This is a genomic window from Tsukamurella paurometabola (assembly GCF_900631615.1).
Lineage (GTDB): Bacteria > Actinomycetota > Actinomycetes > Mycobacteriales > Mycobacteriaceae > Tsukamurella > Tsukamurella paurometabola_A.
The window spans coordinates 3,724,086-3,735,364 of sequence record NZ_LR131273.1 but is presented as its reverse complement, the minus strand read 5'-3'; the positions used below and the strand labels follow the sequence as shown (position 1 = coordinate 3,735,364).

14 protein-coding genes are annotated in these 11,279 nt (G+C 72.7%); 8 read left to right on the top strand and 6 right to left on the bottom strand.

From position 1 onward, the window contains the following. Positions 1–19: 19 nt before the first annotated feature. The gene (locus ELY19_RS18675) at positions 20–826 is read right to left on the bottom strand and encodes an HAD family hydrolase (protein WP_126197557.1); all 807 of its coding nucleotides are present in this window, start codon (positions 824–826) and stop codon (positions 20–22) included. Positions 827–850: 24 nt separating this feature from the next. After that, on the bottom strand, positions 851–1,285 hold the full coding sequence (locus ELY19_RS18670) for a type II toxin-antitoxin system Rv0910 family toxin (protein WP_126197556.1): 435 nt from the start codon (positions 1,283–1,285) through the stop codon (positions 851–853). A gap of 83 nt (positions 1,286–1,368) precedes the next feature. Between ELY19_RS18670 and ELY19_RS18665 the strand changes: the two genes are divergently transcribed. Together ELY19_RS18665 and ELY19_RS18660 are read left to right on the top strand one after the other, a co-directional pair. After that, positions 1,369–2,217 (top strand): DMT family transporter, encoded by an 849-nt coding sequence (locus ELY19_RS18665; RefSeq protein WP_126197555.1) that lies wholly within the window; start codon positions 1,369–1,371, stop codon positions 2,215–2,217. Positions 2,218–2,236: 19 nt separating this feature from the next. Beyond that, entirely contained in the window at positions 2,237–2,749 is a 513-nt protein-coding gene (locus tag ELY19_RS18660) for a DUF1990 domain-containing protein (protein ID WP_126197554.1), read from the top strand. Here ELY19_RS18660 and ELY19_RS18655 read toward each other — a convergent pair. Next, positions 2,746–3,180 carry an acyl-CoA thioesterase gene (locus ELY19_RS18655; RefSeq protein ID WP_126197553.1) on the bottom strand — a complete coding sequence of 145 codons (435 nt, stop codon included), beginning with the start codon at positions 3,178–3,180 and terminating at the stop codon, positions 2,746–2,748. The two genes, ELY19_RS18660 and ELY19_RS18655, sit on opposite strands and share 4 nt — an antisense overlap. Before the next feature lie 49 nt (positions 3,181–3,229). Here ELY19_RS18655 and modA point away from each other — a divergent pair, with 49 nt between their 5' ends. From modA to ELY19_RS18640, 3 genes are read left to right on the top strand one after another with little or no spacing between them, the layout of a single operon-like run. Further along, positions 3,230–4,009, top strand: coding sequence for a molybdate ABC transporter substrate-binding protein (modA, locus tag ELY19_RS18650; protein WP_126197552.1), 780 nt, complete (start codon positions 3,230–3,232; stop codon positions 4,007–4,009). Beyond that, entirely contained in the window at positions 4,006–4,806 is an 801-nt protein-coding gene (locus ELY19_RS18645) for an ABC transporter permease (protein WP_164711732.1), read from the top strand. Before modA ends, ELY19_RS18645 begins: the two co-directional genes overlap by 4 nt. Next, complete coding sequence (locus ELY19_RS18640) at positions 4,794–5,789, top strand: sulfate/molybdate ABC transporter ATP-binding protein (RefSeq protein ID WP_197715929.1); 996 nt, start codon at positions 4,794–4,796, stop codon at positions 5,787–5,789. Before ELY19_RS18645 ends, ELY19_RS18640 begins: the two co-directional genes overlap by 13 nt. Here the strand turns inward: ELY19_RS18640 and ELY19_RS18635 are convergent. Both ELY19_RS18635 and ELY19_RS18630 read right to left on the bottom strand, forming a co-directional pair. Continuing rightward, positions 5,755–6,465 carry a PadR family transcriptional regulator gene (locus tag ELY19_RS18635; RefSeq protein ID WP_197715928.1) on the bottom strand — a complete coding sequence of 237 codons (711 nt, stop codon included), beginning with the start codon at positions 6,463–6,465 and terminating at the stop codon, positions 5,755–5,757. The genes ELY19_RS18640 and ELY19_RS18635 overlap by 35 nt on opposite strands. A gap of 165 nt (positions 6,466–6,630) precedes the next feature. Next, complete coding sequence (locus tag ELY19_RS18630) at positions 6,631–7,503, bottom strand: ATP-grasp domain-containing protein (RefSeq protein WP_126197550.1); 873 nt, start codon at positions 7,501–7,503, stop codon at positions 6,631–6,633. Positions 7,504–7,595: 92 nt separating this feature from the next. Between ELY19_RS18630 and ELY19_RS18625 the strand changes: the two genes are divergently transcribed. Beyond that, the gene (locus ELY19_RS18625) at positions 7,596–8,114 is read left to right on the top strand and encodes a GNAT family N-acetyltransferase (protein WP_126197549.1); all 519 of its coding nucleotides are present in this window, start codon (positions 7,596–7,598) and stop codon (positions 8,112–8,114) included. Here the strand turns inward: ELY19_RS18625 and ELY19_RS18620 are convergent. Next, complete coding sequence (locus ELY19_RS18620; RefSeq protein WP_126197548.1) at positions 8,014–9,033, bottom strand: EamA family transporter; 1,020 nt, start codon at positions 9,031–9,033, stop codon at positions 8,014–8,016. The two genes, ELY19_RS18625 and ELY19_RS18620, sit on opposite strands and share 101 nt — an antisense overlap. A gap of 84 nt (positions 9,034–9,117) precedes the next feature. Between ELY19_RS18620 and ELY19_RS18615 the strand changes: the two genes are divergently transcribed. Next, a complete protein-coding gene (locus ELY19_RS18615; RefSeq protein WP_126197547.1) occupies positions 9,118–9,687 on the top strand; it encodes a CGNR zinc finger domain-containing protein in 570 nt (189 codons plus the stop codon). A 71-nt stretch (positions 9,688–9,758) separates the two neighbouring features. After that, positions 9,759–11,219, top strand: coding sequence for an NAD(P)/FAD-dependent oxidoreductase (locus tag ELY19_RS18610; RefSeq protein WP_126197546.1), 1,461 nt, complete (start codon positions 9,759–9,761; stop codon positions 11,217–11,219). Positions 11,220–11,279: the final 60 nt, after the last annotated feature.

Here is an 11,279-nt window from a genome sequence, read left to right as displayed (position 1 = left end):
AACACGGGGCACCGACAGCTCAGACCGCCCGGGTCAGGGCCGCCGGCAGTTCGGCGAGCGAACGGATCGCCGGCGGCTCCCCGCCGGTTCCGCGCCCGGTCCGGTCGAGCCAGAGGCCCCGCATCCCGGCCGCGCGTGCGGCCGCGACGTCGTTGCGGAAGTTGTCCCCCACCGCGACGCACACCTCGGGGGCGGCGCCGGCGAGCTCGCAGGCGTGCAGGAAGACGCTCGGGTCCGGCTTGCCGATGCCGAGGGTGTCCGTGGTGACCACGCGCTCGAAGCGATCGGAGACCCCGAGCACCTGGAGCTTCATGCGGGTCGCGGGCGACGACGAATTGGTGAGCAGCACAACGGAGATCCCCCAGCGCTCCGCGGCCTCCACGGCGGGCATCGCGTCGGGGAAGAGACGTTGGGCCGCCGCGAACGCCGGGTCGAAGCCGCTGCAGAAGCGCCGGTACCGCCGCGCCTCCCACACGAGGCCGGAGCGCTCGGCGGCGACCGCGATCCGCGCCTTCCGCATCTCGTGGAAGCGCAGCTCGCCCACCGTGTACCGCCCGAAGACACCCTCGGGGTCGGTGAGGAAGAGTTCCGCGAACGCCTCGCGCACCGCCGCCGTGGACGTGGGCCACACCTCCAGCGCGGCCGCGCGGGCCGCCGAGCGCAACGCCGCGTCGGTGTCGACCAAGGTGTCGTCGATGTCGAGGATCAGGCCGTCACAGGGGCGCGGGCCGTCGAAACCGGCGCGCTGCCGCAGCCGGGCCACCGTGTCCGCACCCCAGCTCAGGCCACCGCGGACCGCGGCACCGACCAGGTCCGTGAGTTCCACGCGCCCGCCCTCCCGTGTCCGTCGTCAGTGCTCGTACATCCGCTTGTAGGTGGCGAGGGACGAGGCGATGTCGCCCTTGAGCGCGCGCGCCACCGTCGCGCCGATGGGACCGAACAGCGGCGGCCCGCCGAGGTCGGCGCGCAGCTTGATGGTCGATCCGGCGGACGACGGGGCGATGCTCACCGTCAGCGTGTACTTGGTACCGGCGACGCCGCGACCGTCCAGCACGAGGGCACGCGGCGGGTCGTAGGTGGTGATCGTCCAGTCGACGCGGTTGCGGAAGTTCTTCACCTTCACCACGCAGGAGAGCTTCACCCCCTTCGCGAGGTCCGCCGGCAGCGGGCTCCGCCAGCCGTCGTGCAGGCTCACCCACTGCGGCAGCGTCTCCAGGTCGGACGCCTTCGCCCAGGCCTCCTCCGGCGGGAGCGCCACCTCGATCGTGCTCTCGACCTTCGCCACGTCCTCCACACTCCTTCGCGCATCGCTGCTGTCGAACTTAGCCTGTGCCGGGACGGCCGCCCGTCCGAGCGTAGATTTCACGCGTGTCCGCCACCACGGCCTCGGTCGTCCTCGCCCTCGTCGCCGCGTTCCTGTTCGCGTGCGGATCCGCTGCGCAGCAGGCCGAGGCGGCGAGCGTGGACGAGGACGGCTCGCTCATCGCCGCGCTGGTCCGTAGGCCGCGCTGGTGGCTCGGACTGCTCGGCGACCTCGGCGGGTACGCCTTCCAGGCGTGGGCCCTGGCGCTCGGCCCGGTGTTGGTCGTGCAGCCGCTGATCGTGGCGGCCCTGCTGTTCGCGCTGCCCGTCTCGGCGCTGCTCAACCACACCCGGGTCACCGCGCGCGAGTGGGCGTACGCGGCGGTCCTCGCGGTCGCGCTGGCGGTGTTCCTCATCGCGGGGCGGCCCTCCGACGGCGTTCCCGACGCAGCGGGGGCGACCTGGCTGCCCGCCCTCCTGGTCGTGGGCGCGGTCGCGGCGGCCGCGACCGGCATCGGTCTGGTGCGGGCGCTCCCCGGACCGGCGCGGGCCCTCTCCTTCGGCGTGGCCTCCGGCGTGCTCTTCGGCGTGGCGACGGTACTGACGAAGCCGGTTCTCACGTCCTACGAGCACGCGGAGTTCCTCGCGAACACGCTGCGGCTGCTCACCGACTGGCGGCTCTTCGTCCTCATCCTGTGCGGACTCGGCGCGATGTACCTGCAACAGCGGGCCTTCCAACCGGCCCCGATCTCCGCGTCGCTGCCCGCGATCACGCTCGCGGAGCCGGTGTGCGCGGCGGCGCTCGGCGCCGTCGTGCTCGGCGAGACCGTGACGATGAGCGGAGCGCACGGCGTTGCTGTGGTCGCCTCGGGCGTCGTCGGTGCGGTCGCGGCGGCCCGCCTCGCCGGACGGTGACGGCGTACCGTCGGGCGGTATGACGGACCTCGCGGCGCTCGCGGACGCACCCTTCACGTACGCCGAGGTCGGCGCGACCCGCGGGACGCCGCCCGGCGACGCGCACATCGTGCGCGCCGAGCGCGTCGTGGGCCGCGGTCCGGAGGACTTCGCGGCCGTCCGGGACGCGATCCTCGCGTACGGCATGCAGCGCGGCGCGGGGCTCCGCGTCCGCGCGAGCACGCCGACCGCCGCAGAAGGCGCCGTGCTGGTGCTGACGGCGCCGCTGTTCGGACCGATCCGCATCCCGTGCCGGGTGGTCTACGTCGTCGACGAGCCCGACCGCGCCGGCTTCGCCTACGGCACACTGTCCGGCCACCCCGAGAGCGGCGAGGAGCTGTTCTCCGTCGAACTCCGCCCCGACGGAGCCGTCGTGGCCGTGGTGGCCGCGTTCTCCCGGCCCGGCCGCTGGTACAGCCGCCTCGGCGGTCCCGTCGCCCGCACCGTGCAGGCGGCGATGACGCGGCGCTACCTGGCGGCGATGGTCCGTTAGACGGAGACGCGGCGCCGGCGGAACGGCACCGGCTCACCGACCAGCCCGGCGAGCTCCGTCCGCAGCTCGGCGGGGAGCGGTGCCGGGCGACCGGCACCGTCGACCACGACCATGGAGGTCTCCGCGATCGCGGCGACGGCGCCGCCGGTCCCGATCACCGAGTAGCCGAGGTCGAACCCGGAGCGGCCGATCCGCGTGACGTGCAGGACGATCCGCACCGGCTCGGGCGAGTACAGGAGCGGCGTCAGGTAGTCGATCTCCTGGTGCGCCACGAACATCGTCACCTTCGTATCGCCGGACTGCGCGACGTTCTCGCTGAGGAACCGGATACGCGCCTCCTCCAGCAGCCGCAGCATCGCGACGTTGTTGATGTGCTGGAGCGCGTCCATGTCGGACCACCGCATCGGGACCGCCACCTCGTGTGTTGCCATGGGGATAGTGTCGACCATCGGAAACCGTCCATCGTCACCGGGAGTTGCCATGCGCACCGTCCGTGCCCTCACCGCCGTCGCGCTGGCGGCGGGCCTCGCCGCCTGCTCCACGTCGAATACGCCCGAGGGGGCCACGTCGTCGACGGCCGCCGGATCCGGCGCCGTCGTCGTGTACGCGGCGGCGAGCCTGCAGGCGACGTTCGAGAAGCTCGGCGCGCAGTTCGGGCAACGGCATCCGGGTACCGCGGTGAAGTTCTCGTTCGGCGGTTCCTCGGGCCTGCTGACCCAGCTGACGCAGGGCGCGCCCGCGGACGTCTTCGCGACCGCCGACACGCCCACGATGGACAAGGCCGGGGCGGCGGGCCTGGTCGACGACCCGCGGCCGTTCGCGACCAACGTGCTGACCATCGCGACCGCGCCGGGGAATCCGAAGGGAATCGGCTCGCTCGCCGACCTGACCCGGCCCGGGGTCTCGGTCGTCGTGTGCGCGCAGCCCGTGCCCTGCGGCACCGCCACCGCGAAGGTCACCACGGCCGCCGGCGTGCGCCTCGCTCCGGTCAGCGAGGAGGACGCCGTCTCCAGCGTGCTCGCCAAGGTGCGGCACGGTCAGGCGGACGCCGGCCTGGTGTACCGGACCGATGTCAAGGGCGCGAAGGGCGCGGTCGACGCCGTGGACTTCCCGCAGGCCGACGGGGCGGTCAACGTCTACCCCATCGCGCCGCTGACGGCCGCGAGGAACGCCGACGGCGCGCAGCGTTTCGTCGAGTTCGTCCGCGGGCCCGAGGGCCGGGCCGCCCTCGCGGAGGCCGGATTCGGAGCACCGAACTGACCGCGGCCGCGCGCACCGCGCCGCTGGCGGGCTACCCGCGGTGGGTCGTCGCTCCCGCGGCGGTCGGCGCCGCCTTCGTGCTGATCCCCCTCGTCGCGATCGTGGCGAAGGTGGACTGGCCGCGGTTCGGCGAGCTGGTGACCTCGGCGGACTCGCGGACCGCGCTCGCGCTGTCGCTCGAGACCTCGTCCGCCGCGACCGTCGTCTGCGTCCTGCTCGGAGTGCCGTTGGGAGTGATCCTGGCGCGCAGCCGATCCCGATTCGTGGGCGTGCTGCGCCCCCTCGTGCTGCTGCCGCTCGTGCTGCCGCCGGTCGTGGGCGGTATCGCGTTGCTGTACGCCTTCGGCCGGCGCGGGCTGGTGGGCCAGTGGGGCGGCATCGGCGGGCACATCGCGTTCACCACCGTGGCCGTGGTGCTCGCGCAGGCGTTCGTCGCACTGCCCTTCCTGGTGCTGGCGGTCGAGGGCGCGTTGCGCACCCTGGGCACGGACTTCGAGCACACGGCGGCCACCCTCGGCGCGCCCCCGTCGGTCGTGCTGCGCCGGATCACGCTGCCGCTGGTGCTGCCGTCGATCGCGTCGGGCGTCGTCCTGACCTTCGCCCGCGCCCTCGGCGAGTTCGGCGCGACGCTCACGTTCGCGGGCTCCCTCGCCGGGACCACGCGCACGCTCCCACTGGAGATCTACCTGCGCAACGAGACCGACCCGGAAGCGGCGGTCGCGCTCTCCCTGGTCCTGCTCGCGGCGGCCGCGGTGATCGTCTCGCTGGTGTACGGGGTGCGCGCGTGGCGCCGGTGACCACGGGCCTGGAGGTCGACGTCACCGTCGCGGACCGCGGCGTCGATGCGGCCTTCGCCGTGCCGGAGGGACGGACGCTCGCGCTCCTCGGCCCCAACGGCACGGGCAAATCGACGGTGGCGGGCGCCGTCGCCGGGCTGGTGCGGCCCGGCTCCGGCCGGATCGCCGTCGGCGGGCGGACGGTCTTCGACCGCGCGACGTGGGTGCCGGCGCACCGCCGGCGGGTGGCGCTGCTCGGCCAGACCGCGCGACTCTTCCCGCACCTGCGGGTCCGCGCGAACGTGGCCTTCGCGCCCCGCAGCGCGGGCGCCGACCGTCGGGCCGCGGCGGCCGCGGCCGACCACTGGCTCGAGGCCGTGGGGGCCGCCCACCTCGCGGACCGGCGGCCGACGGAGCTGAGCGGGGGCCAGGCGCAGCGCGTCGCCCTGGCCCGGGCCCTCGCCGCGGAACCGCGGGTGCTGTTGCTCGACGAGCCGCTGTCGGCGCTCGACGTCTCCGCGCGCGCCGAGGTGCGCACCCTGCTGCGTGCGCTGCTGCGGGACCGGACCTGCGTGCTCATCACGCACGACGCGGCGGATGTGGTGGCCCTCGCGGACGAGGCCGCGGTCCTGGAGGGCGGCCTCGTGGCCGATCACCGCCCGGCGGCCGAGTTGCTGCTCTCCCCCGCGACGCCGTTCGCCGCCCGGCTGGCGGGGATGAACCTGCTGCCGGACGGCGACGGGATGTGGGTGTTCCCCCCGGACGCGGTGCGCGTCGGCGGGCCCGACGGGGACGGGCGGCCCGGCACCGTGCTCGAAGTGACGGTGGCAGGAGGGCACTGCCGCGTGACCGCCGCTGTGGCGGACGGGACCGCGCTGGTCGCGGAGCTTCCGGCGGAGTGCTACCGGGATCTGCACCCCGGCGACGCCGTGCGGCTGCTGCCCGATCCGGCGCGGATGCGGCGGGCGGCTACTGCTCGCCCGGCCGGTCCGACTCCTCCGTAGGCGACGGGGGCGTCCGGTCGACGCCGGCGAGGAGCAGGTAGACCTGCTTGATCGCGTCGCCGAGGATGGTGTCGACCGCCGCGGTCTGCTCGGCGGTGCCGGTGCGCGCGACCCGTCGGGTGACCTCGTGCAGCTCGCGGAGCGTCTCGCGGAGGTGGCCGCGCTCGGCCGAGCCGCCGTCGAACCCGGCGAACGGGTCCGGCGCGTCGGCGAGGGCGGTCTCGATGTACTCGCGTCCCGCGTCGGTGAGCGTGGCGACCTTGCGGCCGTTCTCCCGCTCGATGGTGATCAGCCCCTCGTCCTCGAGCTGGCTGAGCGTGGGGTAGATGGCGCCCGGGCTCGGCTTCCAGGCCCCGGCGGTGCGCTCCTCGATGGAGGAGACGATCTGGTAGCCGTGCATGGGCTCCGCCTCCAGCAGCTTGAGCACCGCGATCCGGACGTCGCCGCGCTGCACGCCGCGGCGCCCGCGGCCGCGGTGGCCGCCGCGCCCGTGGCCGGGTCCGCCGTGGGGTCCGCCGGGACCGAAGGGGCCCGGGCCACCCGGACCGAAGCCGGGCCCGCCGGGAAAGCCTCCCTGCCGGAACCGGCCGTCGAAGCGGCCCTCGAACCGGTCGTCGCAGGTGCGGCGGTCACCGCGGCCGTCGAATCGCTGATCGTCGTGAGTGTGCCTACGCATGGTGGCACTCCTTTCGGTAGGGGGTCGCATGTTCGCAACCCGATGCGTTCACGATATATCGCGATGCGTTCTTCGGCAATCCCTTGGATCTTCCGACAGCCCCCGGAGACGACGAAGTCCCCGCCCGGATTCCGGGCGGGGACTTCGAGGAACGGTGCCTGCTGGTCAGGCCTTCGCAGCGGCGACGCGGGCGACAACGGCCTGCGCGAACTTCTCCGCGCCACCGTCGATCCGCTCGAGGTGCAGGTCGGGCTGAACGACCTGGACCTCGAGGATCACCGGGTCGCCGCCCGGCGTCCGGACGATGTCGATCCGCACGTACAGCGGCGGGTTCGCCGGGTCGATCGGCTTGAGCGCGGCCTCCGCGACCGCACGCTCGGCGTCCGTGGGCTCGGCGTCGACGAGGACCTCGACGGGACGCCCCTCGACGGGCTCCGCATTGACCTCCGCGGCCAGGTCCCGGCCGAAGGCGTGGCTGTACTCGCCCCCGATGTAGACCAGCGAGATGCCGCCGGCCTCCACCGAGTACGGGAAGACCATCACACTGCTGCCGGTGGCCTTGATCTCCTCGAGCTTGGCGCGACTGGCGTCGTCGTCGCCGGGGCCGAAGCGGAACGACTCCGCGAGACCACCGCTGATCGACGGGCGCACGACGTGCTCGGTGCCGAGGTAGTCGTGATCGAGCGTCGCGTCGTGGACGGTGATGAACTGGGTCGGCACGATCGGGATGCCCTCGGACTCGTAGTCCCGGAGGTAGCGCTTGTCCGCGTACCAGCGGACCAGCGGCTCGGGGTTGAGCACGAGCGTCTGGGCGGCGGCGCGCCAGGCCCAGCCGAGGAAGTCGTCGTAGCGCTGCGCGTAGTCCCAGGCGCCGGCGATCACGACCGCGTCGAACTGCTCCCAGTCGACGGCGGAATCGGACCACACGGCGGCCTCGGCCTCGTGACCGGCGGCGCGCAGGGCGGCGAGGATCTCCTGGCCGCGGTCGTCGGTGTCCGGCTGCGCCGCGGAAGTGGCAAGAGCGATTCGGTACGTCACGCCGGACAGTATGGCAGCCATTCGCGCGCCACCGTCGCGACACCCGCGCGAACTGCGCCGTACACCGGCCGGAAAACGATACGCTGTGCGCTGTGAGGGGTGATTTGCACATGCACATCGAGACGGCGCGGCTGCACCTCTCCCCTGCGACCGGCACGACGGGCGACGCCGACGGCCGGTTCCACATCGTCGACCGGCACAGCAGGCGCACCCTCGGCCGGATCGCACTGCGCGCCTCCCGGCACAGTCGCGCCCGCGGACTCGAGCTGAGCTACTCGGTCGCACACGCGCACCGCCGGCGCGGATTCTGCGCCGAGGCGGCGCACGCGATCGTGGACCACGCCTTCGAACTCGGCCTCACGAGCCGCGTCTACGCGTCCACCGCGTGGTCGAACCTCGCGTCACGGCGGGTTCTCGCGGGACTCGGCATGCACCAGCTGGACATCGCGATGCTCGACTGGGAGTCCTTGCAGGGCGAGGTGGACCTCGGCGACGAGGCCGACGCCGATCTCACGCCGTACGCGCGGGTGGAGTACGAGCTCCATCGTGCGGATTGGTTGGCGCGACGGGCCGCCGCCCGTCCTGCGTTCCACGCTGCTCACCCCGCTTGACGGCGATCACGCCCACGACGATCGCGACCGCACCGGCGATCTGCACCGGGGTGAGCGCCTCCCCCAGCATCACCCACGCGACCACACCCGATGCGACCACCTCGGAGAAGCCGAGGAACGACGCCAGGGTGGGGCCCACCATGTTGATGGCCAGAATGCCCGCGACGTACGCCAGGCCGGTGGCGACGGCGCCGATCACGACGGCGGGCACCCACCACGGGGTCGTGCCGAGTCCGCCGAGCACGACGGGCTCGGTGGAGATGCGCACCGGGGTGAGCCCGGCGAGCGCCGTCAGCGAGAGCACCACGGCGCCGACGACGAGTCCGCCGACGGCCAGCGCGAGCTGGTCGATCGCGGGCTCGACGCCCTCGGCCTCCGCGACGTCGATGTCGTCCGCCCGGGTGCCGTCCTCGGCGAGCAGGAAGTACGCCGCGAGGCCGACCAGCGAGACGAAGGCCCAGGCCAGCCCCACCGGCGTGACGACGGCTCCGCCGGAGGCCGCGCCGACGACGGCGACGAGGCCCGCGACGGCCAGCGCCGCGCCGAGCGTGGTGCGCAGCGTCGGGCGGCGCCCGAATCGCGCCCACAGGTACACGAGCACCAGGAGGGGTGCGGAGAACTCGATGAGCAGCGCGACCGTGACCGACATGTGGGCGATGGCGTTGAAGTACGCGAGCTGCACGCCGATCACGGCGAGCAGGCCGTACGCCAGCACCGTGAACGGCGCGCGCCGCAGCGTCGCCAGGCGGGCCCGCCCGACGATCAGCATCGGGACGAGCGTGACGATCGCGGCGATCCAGATCCGCACGAGCACCACCCCGGCCGGACTCCACCCCGCGGCGAGCAGCGGCTTACCGAACGGGCCGGACATCGCGAAGGCGAACCCCGACAGTAGTGCGATTGCGATACCCCGACCCATGCGTCACCTCCATGTATGCGCGATTCGTAAGGAGTCAAGTGAAGTACACTAGTGACAGTAGCGGCCACCGCCGTAAGGAGTCAAATGAAATTCGCACATGACACGGAGCCGTCCCTGCTCATGGCGGCCGATCTGGTCAACACCGACCACGGCGACGAGGAGCGCCTCGGCACCGTCGAAGCGCTCAAGGAGTACCTGCGCCGGCACGAGTTCACCGGATGGAGCAGCGCCGCGGCGCGGGACGTCGCCCCGATCCACGAACTGCGCACCGAGCTGGCGCGGGTCTTCGCCGCGGGGCACCCCGACGCCGTGGCCGGCATCGTGAACGAGATGCTCGCCGCCACGCCCCAGCAGCCGCGACTCACCCGGCACGGCAGCTGGGACTGGCATCTGCACTTCATCGACGACGACGCGCCCATCCCGGTGCGCGTGCGGGTGGAATGCGCGATGGCCCTGGTCGACCTGGTGCGCAGCGGCAACGTCGACCGGCTCAAGACCTGCGCCGCGGACGACTGTGACCGAGTTCTCGTGGACCTGTCGAAGAACCGTTCCCGTCGCTTCTGCACCGAGGGGAACTGCGGCAATCGGACACACGTCGCCGCCTACCGGGAGCGCCGGGCCACCAGTTCCGGTATGCGGCGCGACGAGAATTGAGCAGGCGACTACGGTAGGACTGCACACGCCGGTGATCCCGGCTTCGACGCGAACCAGGAGCGACGAGAGTAATGAGCGAGGCAGCGCACCGCCACAAGGTGGTCGTCATCGGATCGGGCTTCGGCGGCCTCTTCGGCACGCGCGCCCTCAAGCGCACGGACGTGGACGTGACGATGATCGCGAAGACGACCCACCACCTGTTCCAGCCGCTGCTGTACCAGGTCGCGACCGGCATCCTCTCCGAGGGCGAGATCGCCCCGGCCACCCGCATGATCCTGCGCAAGCAGCGCAACGCGGAGGTGCTGCTGGGCGAGGTCACCGACATCGACCTCGAGAACCGGACGGTCACGAGCCACCTGCTCGAGCGCACCACGGTCACGCCCTTCGACAGCCTCATCGTGGCGGCCGGCGCCGACCAGTCGTACTTCGGCAACGATCAGTTCGCCGAGTTCGCGCCCGGCATGAAGACCATCGACGACGCGCTCGAGCTGCGCGGCCGTATCCTCGGCGCCTTCGAGCAGGCCGAGCTGTCGCACGACCACGAGGAGCGCATGCGCCTGCTCACCTTCGTGGTGATCGGCGCCGGCCCCACCGGCGTCGAGCTGGCCGGTCAGATCGCCGAGATGTCGGACAACACGCTCAAGGGCGCGTTCCGCAACATCGACCCCACCGAGGCGCGCGTGATCCTCCTCGACGCCGCGCCCGCCGTGCTGCCGCCGATGGGCGAGAAGCTGGGCACCATGGCGCGCAAGCGACTCGAGAAGATGGGCGTCGAGATCCAGCTCAACGCGATGGTGGTCGACGTCGATGCCGACGGCCTCGTGGTGAAGGAGAAGGACGGCACCGAGCGGCGCATCGAGGCGCAGTGCAAGGTGTGGTCCGCCGGCGTCGCCGCGAGCAAGCTCGGCGCGATCCTGGCCGAGCAGTCCGGCGCGGAGACCGACCGCGCAGGCCGGGTCCGAGTGCTGCCCGACCTCACCATCCCGGGCAACCCGAACGTCTTCGTCGTCGGCGACATGATGCTGGTCGACGGTGTCCCGGGCATGGCGCAGGGCGCCATCCAGGGCGCGACGTACGCCGCGAAGGCGATCAAGGCCGGCCTCGAGGGCCAGTCCCCCGCCGATCGCAAGCCCTTCAAGTACTTCGACAAGGGTTCCATGGCGACCGTCTCGCGCGCCAGCGCCGTGGCGAAGGTCGGCAAGCTCGAGTTCGGCGGCTTCCTGGCGTGGCTCGGCTGGCTGGCCCTGCACCTCTGGTACATCGTGGGCTACCAGAACCGCGTGATCACGCTGACGTCGTGGGCGATCACCTTCCTCACCAACAAGCGCGGCCAGATGACGATCACCGAGCAGCAGGTGTACGCGCGCACCGCGCTCGACGCCCTGCAGACCGGCGCGAAGAAGGCGATCCCGCCGGTGCACACGAGCTCGCCGACGAAGGCGCTGCCGAAGTCCGCGCCGAAGCCGGACGTCCAGGCCCAGGCTCCGGGCGCGCCGTCGGCGGAGAAGGACAAGGCCGAGAAGGCGGGCTGACGCCCGCCCCGCGACGAGATCGACGAGCGCGCCATCCCGATACCGGGGTGGCGCGCTTCT